Genomic DNA, 24661 nt, shown 5'->3' on the forward strand with positions numbered 1-24661 from the left:
TCTGCGATAGACATGGGATTATCCCCTATGTTTATATTATAATGAAGTTATAACTAAATAATTTTTGGATGATGGGGTTTTTAATACAGGTATACGGAGGAACACGTTAATGAGCAAAAAGATTCTTGTAGTAGACGATGAGCAATCGATTGTCACCCTGCTGAAGTACAACTTGGAGCAGGCCGGCTATACCGTCATCACGGCGAATGACGGAGAAGAAGGAAGAGATTTGGCATTAGAGCAGGTTCCTGATTTAATGATCCTTGATTTAATGCTTCCAAAGATTGACGGAATTGAAGTGTGCAAGCAGATTCGCCAGCAGAAAGTGATGATTCCTATTCTTATGCTGACTGCTAAGGATGATGAATTTGATAAAGTTCTAGGCCTTGAGCTCGGGGCGGACGATTATATGACCAAACCATTCAGCCCCCGGGAAGTAATGGCAAGGGTAAAAGCGATTCTTCGCAGAAGCCAGGCAGTCATAGATGCAGCGGAACATTTGCGGGCAGAACAAAAGGATTATCTGCAAGTAGGGGAATTGAAGGTATATCCGGAGCAATATGAGGCTTATTTTGGCAGCACTCTTCTGGAGCTGACTCCCAAGGAATTTGAACTTCTTCTCTATTTGACGGAGAACAGGGGCAGGGTCCTGACACGCGATCAACTGCTGAGCGCGGTCTGGAATTATGATTTTGCCGGTGATACAAGAATTGTCGATGTGCATATCAGCCATTTAAGGGACAAGATCGAAACCAATACAAAGAAACCAGTCTATATCAAAACTATCCGGGGACTGGGCTATAAGCTGGAAGAGCAAAAAGGTTCATGATCAAATTCAGGTCACGCCTTTTGTTTGCTCTGATCATGCTGATCATTGTGGTGCTGATCGGACTTGGCTTGCTTTTAGGCCAGATTTTCAAAAGCTATTATCTTCAGTCATTCAATCATAGAATTGAGAAAGAGGCCAAGCTGATAGTAAATGAAGTCATTAGCACCCAGGAGCCGCAAACCATTGCAGACGATCAGATAGAGGAAATCAGCAGTCTTCTGGATATCCGCGTCACGATAACCGGACCGGATGGCACTATCCTGAAAGACAGCGGACCTTTTTCTGAAATTGATACTGAGGTACAAAATGGAGCCATTTATGAAATCACAGAAGAGTGGAACAGTGGCCTTCAGCAGACAGAATTGATGAAAAATGGGAATGAAGTCTTTTACTATTGGCAGCCAATAGGTGATGGAGAGGAATCTTCATTATTAATTCTCAGTTCCCGCGTCGATATCCTTGTGGCAGGCTATAAACAGATCTGGGCTGTTCTGTCGATCTCTCTCGGATTGGCACTTGTCGTTATAATTATGCTGGGGTCAAGAATAACGTCGCGTTACACAAAGCCGATTGATTCTGCGACACAGGTGGCAATGGAATTGGCTAAAGGAAACTACCGAGCCAGAACATATGAGGACCGGATGGATGAAACCAGCATGTTAAGTACATCCATTAATATACTGGCCAGGAATTTGCAGGAGATGACCTCCGCACAGGAAATTCAGCAGAATCGCTTGACCACCCTGATTGAAAATATGGGAAGCGGATTGCTGCTGATTGATCATAGAGGCTATGCGGTTATGACGAACAGGGCTTTCAAGGAATTCTTTTCTATAAAATCAGAACGCTTTGTCAATGAGCGATATTATGATGTGATCAAGTTTCCTGAAGTCAATAAATTGGTTGAAGAGATTTTCATGACAGAGCAAAAGGTGAGGAAGCAATTGCTGCTCCCTTTGCAGATTGAACGTAAACATTTTGAGGTTTACGGCGCCCCTATCATCGGGACGAAAGAAGAGTGGAAAGGGATTGTTCTGGTTTTCCATGATATTACCGAATTGAAAAAACTTGAACAGATGCGGAAGGATTTCGTTGCAAATGTTTCCCATGAGCTTCGGACACCTATTACTTCCATCAAAGGATTCAGTGAAACGTTATTGGATGGGGCAATGGAGGATAAAGAGACAACTAAAGCATTTCTGAACATTATCCTTAATGAGAGCGACAGGCTTCAGTCTTTAATCACCGATTTGCTTGATTTATCCAAGATGGAAAAGCAGGGCTTCCATCTGAATGTACATGAAGCTGATGTTAGTGTGATCTTACAGGAAGTAGTCGCAATTCTAGAGAAGAAGCCGGAGAAAAAAGAAATACATCTTACTCTGCAGGCAGATGAACCAGCTGTTGCGGAGGTGGATACAATGAGAATGAAGCAGGTGTTCATCAACCTAATTGGCAACGCCATCACCTACACTCCCGCAAAAGGGCAGGTTTCTATTTCGGTTAGCCAAACAGAGTCCACAGTCATTGTAGAGATAATGGACAGCGGGATAGGAATTGACGAAGAGGAAATTCCCCGCATTTTTGAAAGGTTCTACCGGGTTGATAAGGCAAGGAGCCGTGATTCTGGAGGAACGGGGCTTGGGCTGGCCATTGTAAAGCACTTGGTAGAGGCTCATGGAGGAAATATCGGGGTTGAAAGCAAAGTGAACGAAGGAACAACATTTAAAGTGACTTTATATAAACAACTTCCACAGGATGATTCTGAAGAGGAATATTCATAAAATAAGAATTTTACACAGTCTTTACATTTTTTTCAACGAAGCTTAATAATCGGCTGGTAATATACTTAGTGAAAACCCCTTCATCCAAGGAGCCCTGAAAAGGTGAGAACTGACCCCGTTCTCACCTTTTCTATTTTTATGTGTATTTTTAGCTCTGAATGTACTCGTGCATCTTTTCTTTTCCTTAGCTTTATCCCTATCCTCCACCCCCTTTAGATATACCCCATTTCGTATTCCTGCGCTCTTTAACTTGGTGAGGGTTTATTTTTTTTTGTAATATTATTGAAACCTTCTTGTTATTTAATCGTATAAAAGGTATCGAGATTGAGAGGGGTATGAAAATGAGCCTGAAGCAAATTTATAAGGTTACAGGAATGATAGTGGGGGCCATTGTGTTGATCGTTGTTCTATTTACAACCTGGTACACAGTGGATGAATCCGATCAGGCAATCGTTCTGACATTCGGAGAGGCCGGGGAGCCAATAACAGAATCTGGTCTTAAATTCAAAATGCCGTGGCCGATTCAGACTGTGGAAAAATTATCAAAAGAAACGTTCAGCCTTAAGTTCGGCTATGAAGAAAAAGATGGAGAAATTGTTGAATTCCCTAAAGAGACCAAAATGATTACAGGTGACGAATATATCGTCCTGGCTGATATGGTCGTTCAGTGGAAAATCACGAACCCTGAAAAATATTTATTCAATGCGGAAGATCCTAAGGAGATATTATATGATGCAACTTCCTCTTCATTAAGAAGTATCATCGGAAGCACGGAAATAGATGAAGCTTTGACATCCGGGAAAGCGGAAATCGAAGCTGAAGTCAGGGATTTGCTTGTAAACTTAGTTGATAAATATGATATGGGCATATCTGTCATAGGAGTCAAGCTGCAAGATGTTGAATTGCCCAATGAGGATGTCCGGAAGGCTTTTACAGATGTAACAGATGCCAGGGAAATGATGAATACTAAAATCAATGAAGCGGAGAAGTATCAAAATCAGAGGCTGAATGAATCACAAGGTGAAAAGGATGCTATCTTATCTAAAGCAACAGGGGATAAAGCTGCCAGAATAGAGCAGGCGAGGGGAGATGTATCTGTATTTGATAAGCTTTATGCAGAATATGAAGGAAATCCTGAAATTACAGAGCAGCGTCTCATCCTGGAAACGCTTGAGCAGGTGCTGCCGGATGCTGAAGTTTATATAATGAACGATGATGGAAACACAATGAAATACTTTCCGATTCGTCCATTAGAAAAAGAAAAACCTGTTCAAGGTCAAGAAGGGAATGCTGAGAATGAGTGATTCCAATATAGCCAATTTTAATGATAAAAAGAAACCGGAAATAGAATGGAGAAAGTACACGAAGCTGGGACTCTTTTTAATAGCGATTATAGCAATCCTGCTTCTTGTTATTCTCAATGTCTTTATTGTAAAAGAAGGAGAATACCGGGTGGTCCGCCAATTTGGGGAAGTGGTCAGGATTGAAGAAGATCCAGGACTTAGTTACAAAGTTCCTTTTATCCAGACGGTTTCCACTCTGCCAAAATATCAAATGATTTATGATGTATCAGAAGCAGAAATCAATACGAAAGACAAAAAAAGAATGATGATCGATAACTATGCCGTCTGGAAAATAGATGATCCGAAAAAGATGATTTCCAATGCGAGAAACGTCATTAATGCTGAAACCAGAATGGAAGAATTTATCTATTCTGTTGTACGTGCTGAACTTGGAAAATTAAATTATGTAGAAATTATCAATGATGAAAAATCAGCACGCGGCAGCCTGAATGACAAGATCACCGTAAGAGTGAATGAATTGCTTGAAGACGGAAACTATGGCATCAGTGTGAAAGACATAAGAATGAAGAGAACCGACTTGCCTGAAACAAATGAGAATGCAGTGTACATCGCAATGATTTCAGAGAGAGAGAAGACAGCACAGGAGTACTTATCCATGGGTGATGCCCAGAAGCAGAGAATCATGGCGGATACAGACAGGGAAGTTACTGAATTGCTTGCTACTGCGAAGGCGGATGCCAACGTGATTCGTGCCGAGGGAGAATCTGAAGCAGCTAAGATATATAACCGCTCCTTCTCAAAGGACCCTGAATTCTACCAATTATTCAGAACACTGGAATCATACAAGAAAACGGTAAATGGAGAGACCGTACTAGTACTTCCATCTAACTCTCCATACGCACAATTGTTAAGCGGCTATACTGAGTAAAACGTAATTTTATATGAAAGCTGCCGCTCCCTGCGGCCAGTACCGTTATTTTTCCTTTCTATTCTGAACATGATAGAATGAAGGAAAGATAGCGGTTTTTTTGTCGTATTTACTTTTATAAGTAGACAGTTATTTTTCTGGGAACAATCTTGCGTGCAAGCTGAATGATTTTTTGGTTCTTATTTTCTGACTCTTTTCGTAAACTTTGTTGCTATTTAGTATGAAATCATAAGTTAACGACATGATTCACCGGAGATCTTCTGGTAAGGAAAAGTATAGAGCTGCTTCCCAGTTAGAGAGAAAAACCTTAGTATCAAGGAAGAATTTTGTCATTATATTTTTCGAACGTAAATACAAAAAATGTCTTTTTATTGTCTTTTTTTAGCCTATAATTTACCTTCATCCCCTTTAACATAGGAGGATTGGAGCGGAAGGCGTACGACCTCCTGCGGGACTAGCGGGACAGGTGAGACCCCGCAGGCGAATCCAGCTCCAGCGGCCACCGACTAGCAGATTTCAGTCTCTCTCCTTGCGATAAGTCATCATCGAATCGCTAACGCTCTTCGTGATTCCTTTATCTCATACGAGAGCCTTAAAATCTGTACGTCGCTGAACGGCCGCTTCCGCTTTTTATGAAGCCGAGGAGGCTCACCGCCCGCCCCGCGGAGTCGTACGTCTGGAGCGGAAATCCATTCCTTTTCAACAGCTGCGATCTATGAGAAAAGAGCCTATTTTTAAAAAATAATTTCTGCAGAGGTCCTTGATCCCTATGTGCAAAATTATTTACATAGGCCTTCGTTTTTTGAAAAAATCCATGACCCGGGAGGTTCATTCATGAAGAAAAAGTTAGTATTGATCGACGGTAACAGTATAGCTTATCGCGCCTTTTTTGCCCTGCCTTTATTAAACAACGAGAAAGGGGTACATACGAATGCAGTCTACGGTTTTACTACCATGCTGCAAAAAATAATGTCAGAAGAAACCCCGACTCATATCCTGGTCGCATTCGATGCCGGAAAGACGACCTTCCGGCATAAAACATTTGGCGAGTATAAAGGCGGCAGACAGAAAACCCCGCCAGAACTCTCGGAACAATTCCCTTATATTAGAGAGCTGCTGGACGCATATCAAATTCCCCGTTATGAGCTGGAAAACTATGAAGCGGATGATATAATCGGGACTCTTTCGCTTCAAGCGGAGAAAGACGGATACGAAGTGAAAATCATTTCCGGAGATAAAGACTTGACCCAGCTCAGCTCTGAAACCACGACAGTCGGCATTACCCGTAAAGGCATCACGGATATTGAGGTCTATACTCCGGATCACATCATGGAGAAATGGGAAATCACACCTGACCGGATCATTGATATGAAAGGCTTGATGGGGGACAGTTCAGATAATATCCCTGGAGTTCCTGGAGTCGGTGAGAAAACGGCCATCAAGCTGTTGAAGCAATTTGGGACCCTCGAGAAGCTTCTGGAATCGATTGATGAAGTGAGCGGCAAAAAGCTGAAAGAAAAGCTTGAAGAGAACAAGGATCAGGCAGTGATGAGTAAAGAACTTGCCACCATCCTCCGTGAAGCTCCAATAGAGGTTTCTTTAGAGGAACTGAACTATGAAGGAAGCGACGATAAGAAGTTAAAAGAGTTCTTTAAGGAGCTTGGTTTCAATTCCCTTCTGGAAAAGATGGGAGAAACAGTGGAAGAAGAACAGGATCTGCTGGATGTTTCTTTTGAAATTTTATCCGAAATTAAGGACGAGCACCTTAAAGAGGAGTCTTCCTTGTACGTTGAAGTTATGGAAGATAACTATTTCAATGGTGATATCGTTGGACTCACCATGAGAAACAGCCAGGGAAATTACTTTTTTACGTTGAAAACGGCCCTTGAATCAGATGTTTTTAAGGAATGGGCCAGCGATGAAAACAATAAGAAGTCTGTCTTTGATGCCAAGAGGTCCATCGTTTCCTTGAGAAGACAGGGAATCGAACTGAATGGTGTTGAATTTGATCTGCTGATTGCTTCCTACATTTTAAACCCGGCTGAATCTGCCGATGATTTTGCGGGTGTTGCGAGAAAACATGGAGCTTCTGCTATTGAGTCCGATGAAGCTGTCTACGGAAAAGGGGCAAAAAGAAAGGTTCCTGAAGAAAATAGACTGGCAGAGCATCTGGCAAGAAAAGCTAACGTGGTTTTTGAATTGAAAAGTACATGCGAAGAAGCTTTGGAGAAGAATGACCAGTATCAGTTATTTACCGATTTGGAACTTCCGCTTGCCATCATTCTTGCTGAAATGGAATACACAGGGGTCGCTGTGGATACAGAGCGCTTGAAAGAAATGAAGTCGGAGCTGGCTGAAAGACTCGATACCCTGGAAAAGAAAATACATGAACTGGCAGGAGAGGAATTCAACATCAATTCCCCCAAACAACTCGGAGTCATCTTGTTTGAAAAGTTAGAGCTGCCTGCGATCAAAAAGACGAAGACCGGCTACTCTACTTCCGCGGATGTACTTGAAAAACTGCAATCTAAGCACGAAATCGTGGATTATATCCTTCACTACCGTCAGCTTGGCAAGCTGCAATCAACATACTTAGAGGGCTTGTTGAAGGTCATCCATGAAGACACAAATAAAGTGCATACACGATTTAATCAAGCACTGACCCAAACAGGAAGGCTCAGTTCAACAGATCCAAACCTGCAAAATATACCTATCAGGCTGGAAGAAGGCCGGAAAATCAGACAGGCGTTTGTTCCTTCTGAGAAAGGGTGGCTTATGTTTGCCGCGGACTACTCTCAAATTGAACTAAGGGTGCTGGCTCATATCGCAGGAGACGAAAAACTGATCCATGCATTCAGGGAAGGTATGGATATCCATACGAAAACAGCGATGGATGTTTTCCATGTAGAGGCGGACAGTGTGACCTCCAACATGAGGAGACATGCCAAAGCCGTCAACTTTGGGATTGTTTATGGAATCAGCGATTTTGGTCTTTCTCAAAGCCTGGGCATTACAAGAAAAGAAGCTGGCGAGTTTATTCAGAGGTACCTGGACAGCTATCCGGGAGTTAAGGAATATATGGATGACATCATCGGGGAAGCCAAACAGAATGGCTTTGTTAAGACACTGCTGCAAAGGCGCAGGTATATCCCTGAAATCACCAGCCGGAACTTTAACCTGCGCAGCTTTGCAGAAAGGACAGCCATGAACACGCCAATCCAGGGAAGTGCAGCAGACATTATCAAAAAAGCGATGATCGAGATGGCGGAAAGACTGGAGAAAGAGAAGCTTCAAACACGACTGCTCCTCCAAGTACACGATGAATTGATTTTTGAGGCACCAGAAGATGAAATCCAACGGTTAAAGGAAATTGTACCGGAAGTCATGGAGAATGCCATTGAGCTGGAGGTTCCATTAAAAGTGGACTATTCCTACGGTCCGACATGGTACGATGCAAAATGATGAAGAGGCGGGTGACCTGATTTGCCGGAACTGCCAGAAGTGGAAACCGTCAGAAGAACATTGGCGGAATTAGTCACAGGAAAGAAGATTGATTCAGTATCGGTTTTTTGGCCTAAAATGGTCAAGCTGCCGGCAGAGGTGGAAGAATTCAAATTGCTGCTGCAAGGAGAAATCATTCAGGGAGTCGACCGCAGGGGGAAATTTCTCATCCTGCAGACAGACCACTACTCCCTGGTCTCCCACTTAAGGATGGAAGGCCGATATGGGGTTTTCCCTGGTGAAGAACCTGTCGAGAAGCACACTCATGTGATTTTTCATTTTGAAGACGGCTCTCAATTAAGATATAAAGATGTCAGGAAATTCGGGACCATGCACCTGTTTCCAAAAGGGGAAGAAACTCTGCATTTGCCGTTGTCGCAGCTGGGCCCGGAACCATTTTCACCAGATTTTACAATAGACCACCTCACTGAAAAGCTGGCCAAGACCGAGCGGGCAGTAAAGGCGGTTCTGCTGGATCAGACCGTTTTGGTCGGCTTGGGGAACATCTATGTAGATGAGGCCCTCTTCAGAAGCGGGATCCACCCGGCGAGAAAGGCAAAGACAATCAAAAAAACTGAAATGAAAAAGCTGCATAAGGAAATCATCGATACGTTAAGTGAGGCGGTTGAGCAGGGAGGCAGCACCATCCGCTCCTACGTGAACTCACAGGGACAAATCGGAATGTTCCAGCAGCAGCTGTTCGTTTACGGACGAAAGAATGAAGAATGCAGAACATGCGGCAAACCCATCGAAAAAAATGTGACAGCGGGAAGAGGCACACATTTCTGTTCGAATTGTCAGAAGTAACCGCAGGCTGATTGCGTTGATTGAAGCACGATAATAATAGGTTCTTAACAATTGATAAGCTCTCTCCATATACTAACGTAGCTATGAACGTATGGAGGAAACCAGCGTGTTACAACTGGTTTTTATCCTCTTGATTGAAAGACGGAGGAGGAGCTTTACATCATGGATGGAACACTTTTATTATTCATGCTTGCATTTGCCGTAAGCCTCGACAGCTTTAGTACCGGACTTACTTATGGCCTAAGGAAAATGGGGATGCCGCTAAGATCCATTGTGATTATTTCAGTTTGTTCTGCAGGCTCTCTCCTGGCCGCCATGTCTATAGGCGGAGCAGCGGAAAGCTTTCTATCAGAGGGAGCTGCCGACAGGATTGGAGGGCTTATTCTCATTGCCCTGGGCGCCTTTGTCCTTCTGCAATTTTTCACAACTGGAAAAGATTATGCTGCAGATGAAGAGAAAATCTTATTTAATTTTGAAATAGAATCGATCGGGCTCGTAATCAATATACTCAAAAGGCCGATGGCGGCAGATTTTGATCGATCAGGAACAATCACCGGTGTAGAAGCAGTCATGCTGGGTCTCGCCCTCTCTCTTGATGCGTTTGGTGCAGGAATTGGGGCTGCCTTATTGGGCTATTCTCCTTTGCTGCTTGCTTTTTCGGTCATGATGATGAGTGTTGTATTCCTGTCAGCGGGTTTGAGAATCGGAAAGAACTGTGCCCATATGGGTTGGGTGAAGAAGGTATCTTTTCTGCCGGGAGTGCTCTTAATAGTGATTGGCGTGCTGCGGTTCTGATTGGAAGAAAGGATGACTGATAATGCAATCAATTATCGGCCTGACTGGCGGGATTGCCAGCGGAAAAAGTACAGTATCAAGCCTTCTTGCCCAAAAAGGGTTCACGGTGGTGGATGCAGATTTAGCTGCGCGAAAGGTCGTGGAACCCGGAGAGCCAGCTTATCTTAAAATTGTCGAGACATTCGGTCAGGATATTTTGAATAAGGATGGAACTCTGGACAGGGCAGCACTCGGAAGCATCATTTTTCATAATGAAGAGCGGAGAAAAGAGCTTAACGAAATAGTCCATCCCGCAGTGAGAGCCGAGATGCTGGCCGAAAAAGAGAAAGCCTTTGAGAATGGTATGCAGACTGTCGTGATGGATATTCCGCTGCTTTTTGAAAGTAATTTGACTTGGATGGTTAAAAAAACGGTTGTTGTGTATGTAGATAAAGAAACACAATTATCCAGGCTTATGAAGAGAAACGGACTGACGGAGGAAGAAGCTTCAGCAAGAGTGAACTCCCAGATGAGTCTTGAAGAAAAAAAGACTTTGGCAGACGCGGTATTGGATAACAGAGGGACCATCGAGGAAACGGCCGTCCAGTTGGATGGACTTCTTGCTCGGTGGAACTTAATGCCCTAGACTTGAAAAGAAGCTGAACAGTCAGCTTCTTTTTAGTTTGATTTTATTTAGGAGGTTATATATTTAACTTTCCTGGATAGCTTTAATTGAGCTTTAACCTGGTCCTCAGGGTCAAATAAGCGCCGGAGAATAAAAGGCAGGCTCTTTTCGCGAAAACTTTTGATAAAAGTTTCAGAGATGCCGATATAAAAAAGAGGCAGCAGGGGAGAAACTTACCAATAAGTCATGGAGTCAGGAAGATAACGGTATGATTAGTTTGGAAACATACCATTAAGCCATAGAGCTAAGAAGATAATGGCATGATTAGTTTGGAAACGTACCATTAAGTCAGGGAGCCAGGAAGATAATGGCATGATTAGACTGGAAACGTACCATTAAGTCAGGGGGCCAAGAAGATAATGGCATGATTAGTCTGGAAACGTACCATTAAGTCAGGGGGCCAAGAAGATAATGGCATGATTAGTCTGGAAACGTACCATTAAGTCATGGAGCCAAGAAGATAATGGCATGATTAGTCTGGGAATGTACCAACAAGTCAAAGAGCCAAGAAGATAATGGCTTGATTAGTCTGGGAATGTACCAACAAGTCAAAGAGCCAAGAAGATAATGGCTTGATAATTTGAAGAAAAAGCCACAATTTTTGTGAATAGAGCGAAAACGAAAGACCACTATCTTTCCCTTAAGCAGATTTGCTGGTCTAGATGCTTGTTCTTTTATGATTTTAAAAGAGAATGAGGAATTTCATGATCAGATTACTCATATTTTAATAAGGCAGTTTTCCCTAATTACAGCCAGATAAATTCAGGCAGCCCTAAGTTAAAGCAAATACAATTAACTTTGAGAAGGCAAAAGGCATTAAGAGTATTACGGAATGAAAATTCGGAATAATTAATCATTTAAAATATGCAAATTAATCATTCCGTATTTTGTTAAATATGTTATACTAATGCTAATTGAAACACATAAAAAGTATAACGTTTATATAGAGGGGAGCCGAATTATGAAGGCGAAAATAGCAATCAACGGTTTTGGGCGTATTGGGAGAATGGTATTCAGGAAAGCGATCCTGGATGAGAATATTGATATTGTAGCAATCAATGCGAGCTATCCTCCTGAAACCCTGGCTCATTTGATTAAGTATGACACAAATCATGGCACATTCAACGCTGAAGTAAGAACTGAAGAAAATGCCATCATTGTGAATGATAAAACTGTAAAATTAATCAGCAACCGCGATCCAAGAGAACTTCCTTGGAAGGATCTTGAGATTGATATAGTAATAGAAGCTACCGGCAAATTCAATTCTAAGGAAAAAGCCAGCCTGCATCTTGAAGCAGGGGCAAAGAAAGTAATCCTGACTGCACCGGGGAAAAATGAAGATGTGACAATTGTGATGGGTGTAAATGAAAGCGCTCTAAAAATTGAAGAGCATAGTATCATTTCAAATGCTTCCTGCACTACAAACTGTCTTGCTCCTGTAGCGAAAGTACTCGATGAACAGTTTGGAATTGAAAATGGCTTGATGACGACTGTCCATGCCTATACAAATGATCAAAAGAATATTGATAACCCGCATAAAGATTTGAGAAGGGCCAGGGCTTGCGGGCAATCAATCATCCCAACAACAACAGGTGCTGCGAAAGCGTTGTCATTGGTGCTTCCTCAACTGAAGGGCAAGCTCCACGGAATGGCTTTGCGTGTACCGACTCCGAATGTATCGCTTGTCGACCTGGTTGTTGATGTGAAAAGAGAAGTTACAGCGGAAGAAATTAACGAAGCACTGATTACAGCTTCTCAAGGTTCGCTGGAAGGAATCCTGCAGTTTACAACAGAACCTCTGGTTTCCATTGACTTCAATACGAACCCTCATTCAGCGATTATCGATGGCTTGTCCACTATGGTCATTGGTGACCGCAAAGTGAAGGTGCTTGCATGGTATGACAATGAGTGGGGCTATTCCTGCCGGGTAGTGGACTTGGCTAAATATGTTGCTCAGCAGCTGAAGTCCAGTGTGAATGTTTAAAAGTTTTCGAAAAGCCGGGGAGTTTTCCCGGCTTTTTTGTATTTCTTCAAGGGAAATTAGTTGTGTCATAGGGTAATTAGGGAGTAAACACCCTGCTACAGAGTAAAAACCATCGAAGTAGCAAGGTAATCATGCCCATACAAAGCCCATCAGTTATCTTCAACAATAAAAAAACGCTGGAGCCGTTCTCAAACAGTAACAGGCCACTGACAAGTATATGAGTAAACCACCGGACTAATGGGACACATAGTAAGGGCTGAAGTCAAAAAACGGGGAAAGCTCAAATCATTTTGTCAGAGGATGCTAATAATATCTGAAAAGACTTTCGATATGCACCTTAACTGGCCATGCTTCACCAAAAAATCACTCAATTAAAATATTTAACTTTTTTATTGCAAATCTGAAATAAACAAAGTATACTATTTTTCGTGAACTTCTTGAACGCAATTGTAAATATTGTTAGCTACTTAAAGGGTTAGGACCTCTTCGGACTAACTTTCCCCCGTGGTAGTTATTATGTTGCCGAAGGATAGGTTCATTTTGACGAAAAAAATTATGTCAAAGGGGGAAACAACAAATGGAAACAATGGGTAGACATGTAATCTCTGAATTATGGGGTTGCGATTTTGACAAGTTAAACGATGTAAATGAGATTGAAAGAACGTTTGTAGATGCTGCATTGAAATCAGGTGCAGAAGTTCGCGAGGTAGCCTTTCACAAATTTGCTCCTCAAGGTGTAAGCGGAGTGGTGATCATTTCTGAGTCTCACTTGACGATTCACAGCTTCCCTGAACATGGTTATGCCAGCATTGATGTGTATACATGCGGTGATCTTGATCCTAATATCGCTGCTGATTATATAGCTGAAGCCCTAAATGCACAAACACGCGAGAATATCGAATTACCGCGCGGCATGGGTCCTGTACAAGTGAAACAATCCAAAGTGACCGCATTATAAAAAATTACGGAGCCTTCTAATTATTAGAATGGCTCTTTTTTTATGCGCTCTTTTCGTAAAGGTTGTGGCTGTTTTAAAAGTAATGGATCTCCACTCCAGTCGCGCGACTCCGCGGGGCGGGCGTTGAACCTCCTCGGCTTTGCCTGTATAAAAAGTGGAAGCGCCTTGGTCAGCCCCGACAGGCAAATGTCCTCAAGAGAAAAAAAGGCGGTCTATCCTGTTATTCTCTTGAGGTTATTTGACCCCGAGGGGCTAGGCGCTGCAACTGGATTGGGGGTTACGTTCCAGTGGGTACGTAACCTTGGTCTCACCTGTCCCGCTAGTCCCGCAGGAGGTCGCGCGCCTTCCGCTCCAATCCTTCTACGTAAAGGGTAATGAAAGTAAAACGCATTTATACAGAAGTGCACCTCTTTTTTTCATACTTACCAGAATATTTCAGGTGAATAATAACGGTATCCTTCTAAATTCATATTAAAAGCAACAAAGTTTCGAAAAAGGTCTTTTTATGTGAGAAATTGCTCTTTAAGAAACTGTTGCATGTCTGTGGTGAGCAAGGTATTTGCGTTTTTTAATGAATCCAGCCCCAGCCTCCGAAGGTCTGAATTTACAGGTAAGGACTATCCCCTCGTTCATTTGTTTCTTAAAGGAAAACGCTGCGCTCACAACAGAAGATACTGCTCTTCATACATAACTCAGTTGAAAATACGCCTCTCACGACCGAAGCAGCCCCATCTTCATACATAACTCTGCAAAAATACAACTCTCCTGACCGAAGCAGCTCCATCTTCATACATAACTCAGCAAAAAAACATCTCTCCTGACACTGTGAAAAATTTTCTGTCAGGGCTGACCCATGGCGCTTGCGCTTTTGTCTAAGCTCTTCTTTCCGATTTTCAACTTCTGAGATGCAAGTATCTGTAAAAGTCCATCACTTTGGGAAGGGAATGCTTTTTTTAAGTGAAGAATTTCGGTACAATAAGAGCATGAATAAATTTACGGAAACTAATAGGTCTTGACGGGGAAACCTGCGGGATATTTGAATGAGGATAGCGAGGGAGTAATTTGGGAGTTTTTACATCTATCATGACCATATTTAAATCGGATATCGAAACATCTGACAGTACTCAGGATAAAGCAATTCAGACCCATTACTATAAATCTGCTCAGGATAAGGTTTTTCAGGCGGTCCTGGACTTGTTTGCATCAAATGGGTATAAGGTGATTGCCGAGTCGAGGGAACGCGGGGAAATTACAGTAGAGAAAGGCGGATTCCCCGGTTATTTCATAGTTGTAACGGCCATTAATGTTGCACCATTTGAATCAGCAGTCGATTTCAAAATCAGTGCAGAAAAAAGGTGCCTGGCTTGTATCCGAAGATGAAGCAGGAAATCGCTTCATACTATAAAATCTTGGACAGCAGATTGAAAAGGGCATAAATTCCATCTTGTGATTGAGCGTCCGGTTATATATTATTTAAGTAGACAAGCAAAAGCGTAGTCCGACTGTGACAAAGATTCGGAGCTGATATTATGAAATGTCCATCATGTAAATATAATGGAACGAGAGTGGTTGACTCCCGCCCGGTTGACGAAGGACGGTCAATCAGGAGACGGAGAGAATGCGAGGTATGCTCTTACAGGTTCACAACTTTTGAAAAGGTGGAGGAATATCCTCTTATCGTAGTCAAGAAGGAAGGGATCCGTGAAGAGTTCAGCCGGGAGAAAATGCTGAGGGGGCTTATTAAAGCGTGTGAAAAGCGCCCAGTCTCCTTGGATACCCTCGACAGCATCACGGGAGATATTGAAAAAGAACTGAGGAATGAAGGGTCATCGGAAGTTCAATCAGAAAAAATCGGTGAGCTTGTCATGGATCGTCTTGCCAAAGTGGATGAGGTGGCTTATGTCCGCTTTGCCTCGGTTTACCGCCAGTTCAAAGACATTAATGTTTTTATAGATGAATTGAAAGATTTGATAAAAAAGACTGACTGTGTTTGAGCTGAGGTACATCTTGGCTCTTTTTCTCTTTGTTACAGGGCAACCTCCGCAAGTCGTCGTATTTGGAAAGGTAAGGAGATCAGATGAAGAATCACTGGAATAAAATTCAGCCTGTCGACAGGTATACGGTTTGTTTAAACGGAGTCATTCAGGAATATGAACGAAAAGCCGTCACCTTTCTTTATCAGCCGTTGATAGGGCCGGTATGCTACAGTCTGTATATGACCCTGTTAAATGAGGTGGAAGAAAACAAGCTGAATTCCGAACAATCCTCACATTATCACTTGATGAATTTCCTTTCTTCCAACCTGCCTGATGTTTACGAGGCAAGAATGAAGTTGGAGGGCATCGGATTATTGAAAACCTATGAGAAACAAGATGGAGATCCAAGAGAGTTCATTTATGAAGTGCAGCCCCCCTTATCTCCTCAGCAATTCTTTTCTGATGGGATGCTGAATGTATACCTCTTCAGAAAAATTGGGAAGACCCATTTCAACCGGTTGAAAAAATTCTTTTGTGATGATGAAAAGGATTTTTCACAATATAGGGAAGTCACCAGGTCATTTCAGGATATCTATACATCCAGCCAGTCGATCAATCTGCTTGATGAGGAAGCAGAAAGTGCAAGCTCACTTTCTGAAGGCAAAAGGTTTACGGAGCCTCGGAATTCTTCCGGAGTTCCTGTTGACACCATTGATTTCGACTTTGACCTGCTGCTTGCCGGACTTTCGCAGAACATGGTACCAAGGCGTTCCTTCACTCCCGATGTGAAAGACACCGTAGCTAAGTTGAGCTGTTTGTACAGCATAGACCCTCTTCAGATGAAGAATGTCGTGCTCAGTGCTTTGACGGAAGACGATGAAATCAATATTGAGGAACTTCGCAAAGCGGCAAGGGATTGGTATCAGCTGCATAATGCCGGGGACCCGCTTCCGGATTTGCAGACTAAGAATGGAAAGCCGCCTGAAGCCTCCAGGAAACCTCCTGCTACAAAGGAAGAAGAATTGATAGAGTATCTTGAAACGACTTCCCCTAAAGAAGTTCTTAAGGATATTTCCGGAGGGATCGAGCCGGCCAAAAGTGATTTGCAGGCAATTGAAGAAGTGATGATCTCCAAGAAACTTTCCACAGGTGTGGCCAATGTCCTTTTGCAATATGTACTTTTAAAAACGGATATGAAGCTGACGAAAGGATATGTGGAGAAGATTGCTTCCCAGTGGGTGCGGAAGAAAGTTTCGACAGCCCAGGAAGCAATGGAACTGGCTAAGAAAGAGCATAAGGAATACCTTTCATGGGCAGAAGGCAAAAAAGATAATAAGAGAAATTATAAAAAGCCGGTCAGGACTGAGAAGCTTCCTGATTGGTTTGAAGAAAAACCTGCTGACCAAGCAGACAAGAAGCCGGATCAGAACAGTTCAAGTTTTGAGGAACAGAAACGGAAATTGGAAGAGAAGCTGAAGAAATACCGAAAGTAGGTGAAGAAGATTGGATTCGATCCAAAATTCCCTGAAGAAGCTTGCGGGCTCCCAAGCCTTTAAAGAAAGATATGAAAAAATGAGGCAGGAGATCATGCAAGACGAGTATATTAAACATTTTATAGAAAAGAATCAAGGAAAAGTCACAAAAACAATGGTGGACAACAGCATGATGAAGCTCTATGAGTACATCTCGCAGAGCAAGCAGTGTGTGGATTGTCCAAGCCTCGCCGAATGTAAGAATATGATGAAAGGGTATGATCCCCATTTGGTCATAAGAGGGGAACTCATCGATATCGAGTATCATGTTTGCCCGCGCAAGGAAATGGATGATGAGAAGAGGAAGTCCGAGAAGCTGATTAAAAGTCTTTATGTACCCAGGGATATTCTTCAGGCGTCCTTCTCGACTATCGATCTGGATTCGCCTGGCAGGCTGAAAGCAGTGGAAATAGCTAATGAATTTGTTGAGAGTTATGAAGCGGGCAGAAGCCAGAAGGGATTATATTTTCACGGTAAGTTCGGAGTCGGGAAGTCTTATCTTCTTGGTGCCATCGCCAATCAGCTAGCTGAAAAGAAAATTTCCTCTATGCTGGTATACATGCCGGAGTTTGTGAGGGAGATGAAGCAGTCCCTCAATGATCATTCAATGGATGAAAAGCTGGACGCGGTCAAGAAGGCTCCTATCCTCATGCTCGATGATATTGGGGCGGAAACAATGTCGAGCTGGGTGAGGGATGAAATTCTCGGAACCATCCTGCAATTCCGGATGCTCGAAAACCTTCCAACCTTCTTCACCTCTAACTTTGATTACGAAGGGTTAAAGCATCACCTAACGTATTCACAGCGTGGGGAAGAGGAAAAAATGAAGGCTGCGAGAATCATGGAGAGAATCAAGTACTTAACCAAGCCGGTCCTTCTTGATGGAATTAATCGAAGACAGTAGAAGGGGCTGGTGAGGTTCAGAGCCGTAAAAGAAAAATAAATTAAAACTGCACAGGGATACTAATTCATGATGTGAATTAGTATCCTTTTTTAGATAAGATAACTAAAATACTTTCTTGAAACTGGACACTAATGTATAGCCAAACAATACTCCGCAAATCGTTGGAAGTATTAAAGTTGGACCTGCTAAGTGTAAAAGCTGAGTGGGGAGGAATTGAATATATTCAGGTATAGTCCAGTAAAGAACTGGCAAGAAAGTAACAAAAAGTGCAGGGAGACCAACCATTAGACTTCTTATCCAATCATATTTCCAGACTCCGGTTTTATTAAGAATCCCAATTATATGGGGTAAAGCAAAAAGACTACCTATAAAAATAGAGTAAACGATTGAATAATAATGAAGGGCATTTGGCTTCTCATATATATTTTTCGATTGTTCAATGAGTGTATTTTGATAATTCAATCCGTAATAAAGAGTAATCAAGATAATTAAAATGTAGACGGTATAAAACAAAATCCGTTTTAACGATGACATTTTACATCCTCCCCTTTAATAATACCTAAGGAAACCCATTAGTGATTAGACGAAAGCTTACCACTTTAAGTTTCGGAATATTTTAACAGTATTCTTGCTCTGAATTTATTTAGGAAAGGGATAATGAAGAGAATGCATCTAATTTAATTATCGAACTAAAGTCTATATACCTTTCAACGCTTTTAAGTGGGTATTCACAGGAGTATACATTAAGACTATTTTCTAAAAGATAGTTGCTTTTACATACTATTTTACCTACCTTTCCCTTTTGGCAAGAAGGATTGGAGTGGAAGACGTGCGACCTCCTGCGGGACTAGCGGGACAGGTGAGACCCCCAATCTAGTTCCAGCGCCTAGCCCCTCGGGGTCAAATAACCTCAAGAGAAGAAAAGGAAAGACCGCCTTTTATTCTCTTAAGAACATTTGCCTGTCGGGGCTGACCTAGGCGCTTCCACTTTTTAAACAGGCGAAGCCGAGGAGGCTCACCGCCCGCCCCGCGGAGTCGCTCGGCTGGAGCGGAAATCCAGTTTCTTAAACAGCCGCATCCCTAGTAGGGGAAATTCTTGGTGATACAAAAATCTTCCTTGATTTGATTGAAAGTAAATATGAAGACTTCTAATTTGTCCCAGCTCCCCATATATATAAAGCAGGGATTTGGCTTTAAAGGGGGGAGCGGATTGTTTGAGATTATCTTCAAACAAAACGGAGACGCTAAGAATCTCCAAAAGTTCTTTGAAAAAGGGTCGTGCAGCTCGCTAATACACGAAACTCTTTTTCAAAATCAAGTGCATTATATAGTTTCATTGGATAAGAGGCAGAATCATCAAGCCATCATGGATGGTCTGTTTCAGTTCATTATGAAAACCAAAAGGCTTGAATGGGCGGCATTTATGTTGTCAGAATACTACCTTTACAAGGATCAGCATGAGCAGGAACAAATCCTGATGGTCATTGATGAAATGCTCTCAGGCGAAAGGGACGAATTAACCAGCCTGATCGAGGAGTGGGATGAAACCGGTTTTCTAATAAGTAATCTGGAGCCTTTATTGGAAGCAGAGGAACCTGTCCACTTTGATTCTTTTGTAAAGTTCCGATTGAAAGCTCTTTATGAAAGAACGGTTTTGTATGTAGAAAGGGCGATCGATGAATATAAACTCGAACAGGACTATCAGATGTTCGTCCAAATGCTGAGAGACTACCTGGCAGGAAAAAACAACCAGGAGGAGTGCATTCATCTTTATTTTTCCAACTATGATCTGCTTTTTTTCAATGCTGATTTAAAAGAGTTAAAACGAAATGAATTATTCAGTCTCGTGGATAAACGCCTCTTGACCAATCACCCAGTCTATGTTGATTCTTATACGATTGCCCCTTTGCTGTCCATGGCACCCAGACAGATTAATGTGTATTGCACTGATTCCGAAATCAAGCTAATTCGCACCATTCAAAACATTTTCGAGGAGCGTGTAAGAATTCTGCCATTATCCGCATTTCCCGGCAGTATTCAACCCCATATCCCCGATGCAGCGAATGAATAGCCCAAATTGCTCTAATGCGCTTGATTTTCCTCATCTAACCGACTATAATAACCTACATATTAACTTCATATATCAAGGTTTTGATGAGGACAACAGTATTCAAAAACGGTTCACAGAGAGGGAAGCTTAGGCTGGAACTTCCCAACACGCTTGAAGCACTGACCGCCTCTGAACTTCAACCATGAACACGATCGAACGAAAACATCAGAAATTCGCCGCAATCCCCGCCCCTGACGAACGAGAAGCAAGAAGTTCAAGGAGATGAGGGAGAGAGGACCGGAGCGTATCTATAACGTTGAGGCTCCGAGCGAGTGAAATCGACGCAGAAATTCGCCGCTTATCGTTCGTCAGTATTGGTTGACGGCAGCAGCCGTTATATGATCCGGAGTCATTTGTATTTCAATTTTGAAAATACAAATGAGAAGTTGGGTGGAACCACGAGATAATAATTACAAAACCTCGTCCCTTCATTTATTGAAGAGACGGGGTTTTTTTGTTTTCTAAATTTGTTTGCCAGCCCCGCGGACACCAAACATAATAAATAGGAGGCGCATTGCTATGTCAGAGTCATTAAAAATAACTTTTCCAGATGGAGCGGTAAAGGAGTTTCCTCAAGGAACGACAACTGAAGAGATTGCTTCATCCATCAGCTCCGGCTTGAAGAAAAAAGCATTAGCAGGAAAAATCAACGGAAACTTGATTGACCTTAGAACACCGATCAAAGAGGATGGACCGATTGAAATCGTTACACCTGATCATGATGATGCTCTTGAAGTGCTGCGCCACAGTACAGCACACTTGATGGCGCAAGCAGTGAAAAGATTGTATCCGGATGCGAAACTTGCCATCGGTCCTGTTATCGAAGGCGGCTTCTACTATGATATCGATTCAGAACACAGTATCACATCCGAGGACCTGCCTAAAATTGAAAAAGAGATGAAAAAGATTTCAGAATCAAACATTGAGGTTGTCAGAAAAGATGTCAGCCGTGATGAAGCGCAGAAAATGTACGAAGATCTCGGGGATGAGTATAAGCTGGAACTTCTTGAGGCAATCCCTGAAGGCGAGCAGGTTTCCATCTATGAGCAAGGCGACTTTTTTGACCTTTGCCGCGGAATCCATGTTCCATCAACAGGTAAAATCAAAGAGTACAAACTGCTGAGTGTGGCCGGGGCTTACTGGCGCGGAAACAGCGATAACAAAATGCTGCAGCGTATCTATGGCACTGCTTTCTTCAAAAAAGAAGACTTAAAAGAGCACTTGCGCCTGCTTGAAGAAGCAAAGGAACGCGACCACCGTAAAATCGGAAAAGAACTAAACTTATTCATGAATTCCCAAAAAGTCGGACAAGGACTTCCAATGTGGCTGCCAAAAGGGGCTACAATCCGCCGCATCATCGAGCGCTACATCGTCGATAAAGAAGAAAAACTGGGCTATGACCATGTGTATACACCAATTATGGGAAGTGTGGACCTTTATAAAACAAGCGGACACTGGGATCATTATCAGGAAAATATGTTCCCTGTCATGGACATGGATAACGAACAATTGGTTCTTCGCCCGATGAACTGCCCGCACCATATGATGATTTACAAAAACAGCATTCACAGTTATCGTGAACTGCCGATCCGGATTGCAGAGCTCGGCACAATGCACCGCTACGAAATGTCAGGGGCTCTTTCTGGATTACAGCGTGTAAGAGGAATGACTTTGAATGACGCTCATCTCTTTGTGCGTCCAGATCAAATCAAAGAAGAATTCAAGCGCGTTGTCCGCCTGGTCCTGGAGGTATATAAAGATTTCGATCTTAATGATTACTCCTTCAGACTTTCCTACCGTGATCCTCAGGATACAGAAAAGTATTTTGATGATGATCAAATGTGGGAGAGAGCGCAAGCAATGCTGAAAGAAGCAATGGATGAAATGGAAATCGATTATTTCGAAGCAGAGGGCGAAGCAGCATTCTACGGTCCTAAATTGGATGTCCAGGTTAAGACTGCTTTGGGGAAAGAGGAAACACTTTCAACTGTTCAGTTGGACTTCTTGCTTCCTGAGCGCTTTGACTTAACGTATATCGGAGAAGATGGCAAGCACCATCGTCCGGTTGTTATCCACCGCGGAGTCGTTTCAACAATGGAACGCTTTGTTGCATTCTTGATTGAAGAGTACAAGGGAGCCTTCCCGACTTGGCTGGCACCAGTTCAGGTTCAGGTCATCCCTGTATCTCCTGATGTCCATTTCGATTATGCCAAAAAAGTACAGGAAGACCTGCAGGCAAAAGGGCTGCGTGTAGAGCTTGACAGCCGCGATGAAAAGATCGGCTACAAGATCCGTGAAGCGCAAATGAGCAAGACTCCATATATGCTTGTGGTCGGCGATAATGAAATCAAAGAGGAAGCCGTCAATGTCCGTAAGTATGGCGAGCAAAACTCTGAAACCATCTCACTTTCGGATTTCATTGGGAAAGTAACAGATGAAGTGAATAGATAATAACCAACAAAAAAAGGCCGTTTCCATTAAAGGAGCGGCCTTTCTTTATGAGGGGGTTTTGATGTCATTGATTAAGAACTAGATTGATTTTCGTGAGTGAATTCTTTTTCTCCACCCTCAGTAAAATCAACTTCAAGCTCGATGCTTTCGTAATCATCCCGCAGTCCGAAAGCGTCGATCAGCTGCTGCGCTACTTCTTCATCTGGTGTATTTTCATCAAAATCAAGTTCTCCAAAGGCAGGCTGGATGTCCCCGAAAGCGACGCTGCTGTCTGTTGTGTCGTATTCTTTATCGTTAATATTATCAGTAATGTCGACGTCCTGGCCTTCACCTTGTTTCTCGTATTCCACTGCATAAGCATTTTCAAGGTCCTGATAATCAACCTTCAGATTAAAGTAGTCGTAGGCTATGACTGTATCAGCATCTTGTCCTTCTTCCTGGTTTTGCTCAGTTTCCTGGTTCTCCTCATTCTGTCCTTCTTCTGAATCCTGGCATGCGCCAAGCATGAGTGTTATAGAAAGTGCCGAACCGATGGTGAATAATCTTTTCACAAAAAACACTCCTTTAATAAATTCTGCTATTATTATTTAGCCTCTAAAAATACTTTTCAAACATTTTACAAAAAACCTATTGCGTTATGAGCAGACTTTTGATAAGATGAATCTTGTTGCAAAAGAAAGCGATCATTTGACAGTGTAAGACTGATTATGATATAGTAACTAAGGTAATTGAATACAGTTTGCGGTAAAGAAGGAGCTACCCGCTTCTCACCTGATTGACGCACTAGGCAGTTGGCAGGTTTTACGAAATGTACTTTATGACGTTTACGTCTTATAATGCGGGTGTGCTTTTGCCACCGGCATTTTTTTATGGCTTAAAACCAATATACATTCTTGCCCTGCAGCTATTTGCTCAATACTGATCTTGACCCAAACACAGTATTCTTAATTAACCTTGGAGGTGGCTGACTATTAGCAAAGACATGTTCGTTAACGAAGGCATACGCGCTCGTGAAATCCGTTTGATTGATCAAAATGGAGAGCAGCTTGGAATTAAATCCAAAAATGAAGCATTAGAAATCGCTGGACGTGTGAATCTTGATCTTGTATTGGTTGCTCCGAATGCAAAACCGCCAGTGGGCCGTATCATGGACCATGGCAAGTATAAGTTCGAGCAGCAAAAGAAAGAGAAAGAAGCTCGCAAAAACCAGAAAATCATCAATTTGAAAGAGGTTCGTCTGAGCCCTGGAATTGAAGAACATGATTTTAACACGAAGCTTCGCAATGCTCGCAAGTTCCTTGAAAAAGGAGATAAAGTAAAAGCTTCTATCCGCTTTAAAGGCCGTGCCATTACTCATAAAGAAATCGGCCAACGCGTACTGGATCGTTTCTCTGAAGCATGTAAAGATCTGTCTACAGTAGAATCGAAGCCAAAGATGGAAGGACGCAGTATGTTCTTAGTTTTAGCACCTATTAATGAAAAGTAATGGATCGAGGAGGAATTTCACATGCCAAAAATGAAAACTCACCGCGGCTCAGCTAAGCGTTTTAAGAAGACAGGTTCTGGAAAATTGAAACGCTCTCATGCTTATACAAGCCATTTATTCGCTAACAAATCTACGAAGCAAAAGCGTAAGCTACGTAAAGGCGCTGTAGTTTCTAAAGGTGATTTCAAACGCATTCGTCACATGCTTGACAACTTATAATATCGAAGATTTAACACTAGGAGGGAAATTATATGCCACGTGTAAAAGGCGGTACAGTAACACGCAGACGTCGCAAAAGAGTTCTTAAATTAGCAAAAGGTTTTTACGGTTCAAAACATACATTATACAAAGTAGCTAACCAGCAGGTTATGAAATCTTATATGTATGCTTACCGCGATCGTCGCCAGAAAAAGCGCGACTTCCGTAAGCTTTGGATCACTCGTATCAACGCAGCTGCACGCATGAACGGTCTTTCTTACAGCCGCATGATGCATGGTCTAAAACTTGCAGGTATCGAAGTAAACCGCAAAATGCTTGCTGAGCTTGCTGTTAACGACGAAAAAGCATTTGCTCAATTAGCAGAAGCTGCAAAGTCTCAAAACAACAAGTAATTTACTTTAAAAAGCCATTCTCTTTGGAGAATGGCTT

General features: G+C 42.5%; 21 protein-coding genes and 1 other annotated feature. Of the genes, 19 read left to right on the forward strand and 2 right to left on the reverse strand.

All coding sequences use genetic code 11. The features are described 5' to 3' along the window. The first annotated feature begins 109 nt into the window (after positions 1-109). From B9Z54_RS11135 to dnaI, 14 genes are all read left to right on the forward strand, one after another. Entirely contained in the window at positions 110-829 is a 720-nt protein-coding gene (locus B9Z54_RS11135; RefSeq protein WP_113928465.1) for a response regulator transcription factor, read from the forward strand. Next, positions 826-2613: a two-component system histidine kinase PnpS gene (pnpS, locus tag B9Z54_RS11140; protein ID WP_113928466.1), complete on the forward strand. Its 1788-nt coding sequence runs from the start codon at positions 826-828 to the stop codon at positions 2611-2613. Before B9Z54_RS11135 ends, pnpS begins: the two co-directional genes overlap by 4 nt. A 341-nt stretch (positions 2614-2954) precedes the next feature. Then, positions 2955-3917, forward strand: a complete 963-nt coding sequence (hflK, locus tag B9Z54_RS11145) for an FtsH protease activity modulator HflK (protein WP_240189888.1) — start codon at positions 2955-2957, stop codon at positions 3915-3917. Beyond that, positions 3910-4845, forward strand: coding sequence for a protease modulator HflC (gene hflC / locus B9Z54_RS11150; RefSeq protein ID WP_113928468.1), 936 nt, complete (start codon positions 3910-3912; stop codon positions 4843-4845). Before hflK ends, hflC begins: the two co-directional genes overlap by 8 nt. Positions 4846-5679: 834 nt before the next feature. After that, positions 5680-8307, forward strand: a complete 2628-nt coding sequence (polA, locus tag B9Z54_RS11155) for a DNA polymerase I (protein ID WP_113928469.1) — start codon at positions 5680-5682, stop codon at positions 8305-8307. Between the two features lie 21 nt (positions 8308-8328). Next, positions 8329-9153, forward strand: a complete 825-nt coding sequence (gene mutM / locus B9Z54_RS11160) for a DNA-formamidopyrimidine glycosylase (protein ID WP_113928470.1) — start codon at positions 8329-8331, stop codon at positions 9151-9153. Between the two features lie 162 nt (positions 9154-9315). Then, positions 9316-9948: a sporulation membrane protein YtaF gene (ytaF, locus tag B9Z54_RS11165; RefSeq protein ID WP_113928471.1), complete on the forward strand. Its 633-nt coding sequence runs from the start codon at positions 9316-9318 to the stop codon at positions 9946-9948. A 22-nt stretch (positions 9949-9970) separates the two neighbouring features. Then, a complete protein-coding gene (coaE, locus tag B9Z54_RS11170) occupies positions 9971-10573 on the forward strand; it encodes a dephospho-CoA kinase (protein WP_113928472.1) in 603 nt (200 codons plus the stop codon). A 1000-nt stretch (positions 10574-11573) separates the two neighbouring features. Further along, complete coding sequence (locus B9Z54_RS11175; protein ID WP_113928473.1) at positions 11574-12596, forward strand: glyceraldehyde-3-phosphate dehydrogenase; 1023 nt, start codon at positions 11574-11576, stop codon at positions 12594-12596. Positions 12597-13173: 577 nt separating this feature from the next. Beyond that, complete coding sequence (gene speD / locus B9Z54_RS11180) at positions 13174-13554, forward strand: adenosylmethionine decarboxylase (RefSeq protein WP_113928474.1); 381 nt, start codon at positions 13174-13176, stop codon at positions 13552-13554. A 1083-nt stretch (positions 13555-14637) separates the two neighbouring features. Further along, a complete protein-coding gene (locus B9Z54_RS11195) occupies positions 14638-14934 on the forward strand; it encodes a hypothetical protein (RefSeq protein WP_113928477.1) in 297 nt (98 codons plus the stop codon). A gap of 149 nt (positions 14935-15083) precedes the next feature. Continuing rightward, positions 15084-15548 (forward strand): transcriptional regulator NrdR, encoded by a 465-nt coding sequence (gene nrdR / locus B9Z54_RS11200; RefSeq protein ID WP_113928478.1) that lies wholly within the window; start codon positions 15084-15086, stop codon positions 15546-15548. Between the two features lie 83 nt (positions 15549-15631). Further along, positions 15632-17023 carry a replication initiation and membrane attachment family protein gene (locus B9Z54_RS11205; protein ID WP_113928479.1) on the forward strand — a complete coding sequence of 464 codons (1392 nt, stop codon included), beginning with the start codon at positions 15632-15634 and terminating at the stop codon, positions 17021-17023. 10 nt (positions 17024-17033) lie between these two features. After that, positions 17034-17966 carry a primosomal protein DnaI gene (gene dnaI, locus B9Z54_RS11210; protein WP_113928480.1) on the forward strand — a complete coding sequence of 311 codons (933 nt, stop codon included), beginning with the start codon at positions 17034-17036 and terminating at the stop codon, positions 17964-17966. Positions 17967-18068: 102 nt separating this feature from the next. On the opposite strand, the gene B9Z54_RS11215 is transcribed toward dnaI, so the two are convergent. Then, positions 18069-18500, reverse strand: coding sequence for a hypothetical protein (locus B9Z54_RS11215; RefSeq protein WP_113928481.1), 432 nt, complete (start codon positions 18498-18500; stop codon positions 18069-18071). Positions 18501-19176: 676 nt separating this feature from the next. On the opposite strand from B9Z54_RS11215, the gene ytxC reads away from it, so the two are divergent. Then, positions 19177-20037, forward strand: a complete 861-nt coding sequence (gene ytxC / locus B9Z54_RS11220) for a sporulation protein YtxC (protein ID WP_162785178.1) — start codon at positions 19177-19179, stop codon at positions 20035-20037. Between the two features lie 558 nt (positions 20038-20595). Further along, positions 20596-22527, forward strand: a complete 1932-nt coding sequence (gene thrS / locus B9Z54_RS11225; RefSeq protein WP_113928483.1) for a threonine--tRNA ligase — start codon at positions 20596-20598, stop codon at positions 22525-22527. A gap of 71 nt (positions 22528-22598) precedes the next feature. Here thrS and B9Z54_RS11230 read toward each other — a convergent pair whose 3' ends face one another. Then, complete coding sequence (locus B9Z54_RS11230; protein WP_113928484.1) at positions 22599-23078, reverse strand: YusW family protein; 480 nt, start codon at positions 23076-23078, stop codon at positions 22599-22601. A 190-nt stretch (positions 23079-23268) separates the two neighbouring features. Further along, positions 23269-23402: a sequence feature (ribosomal protein L20 leader region), on the forward strand. Positions 23403-23509: 107 nt separating this feature from the next. On the opposite strand from B9Z54_RS11230, the gene infC reads away from it, so the two are divergent. The 3 genes from infC to rplT are packed head-to-tail and all read left to right on the forward strand — an operon-like array spanning position 23510 to position 24624. Continuing rightward, a complete protein-coding gene (gene infC, locus B9Z54_RS11235; RefSeq protein ID WP_113928485.1) occupies positions 23510-24013 on the forward strand; it encodes a translation initiation factor IF-3 in 504 nt (167 codons plus the stop codon). Positions 24014-24034: 21 nt separating this feature from the next. Further along, on the forward strand, positions 24035-24232 hold the full coding sequence (gene rpmI, locus B9Z54_RS11240) for a 50S ribosomal protein L35 (RefSeq protein WP_113928486.1): 198 nt from the start codon (positions 24035-24037) through the stop codon (positions 24230-24232). Between the two features lie 32 nt (positions 24233-24264). Continuing rightward, positions 24265-24624 (forward strand): 50S ribosomal protein L20, encoded by a 360-nt coding sequence (gene rplT, locus B9Z54_RS11245; RefSeq protein WP_113928487.1) that lies wholly within the window; start codon positions 24265-24267, stop codon positions 24622-24624. Positions 24625-24661 lie beyond the last annotated feature (37 nt).

The sequence above is a fragment of the Bacillus sp. P14.5 genome (genome assembly GCF_003316765.1).
Classification (GTDB): Bacteria; Bacillota; Bacilli; order Bacillales; family Bacillaceae_B; genus Rossellomorea.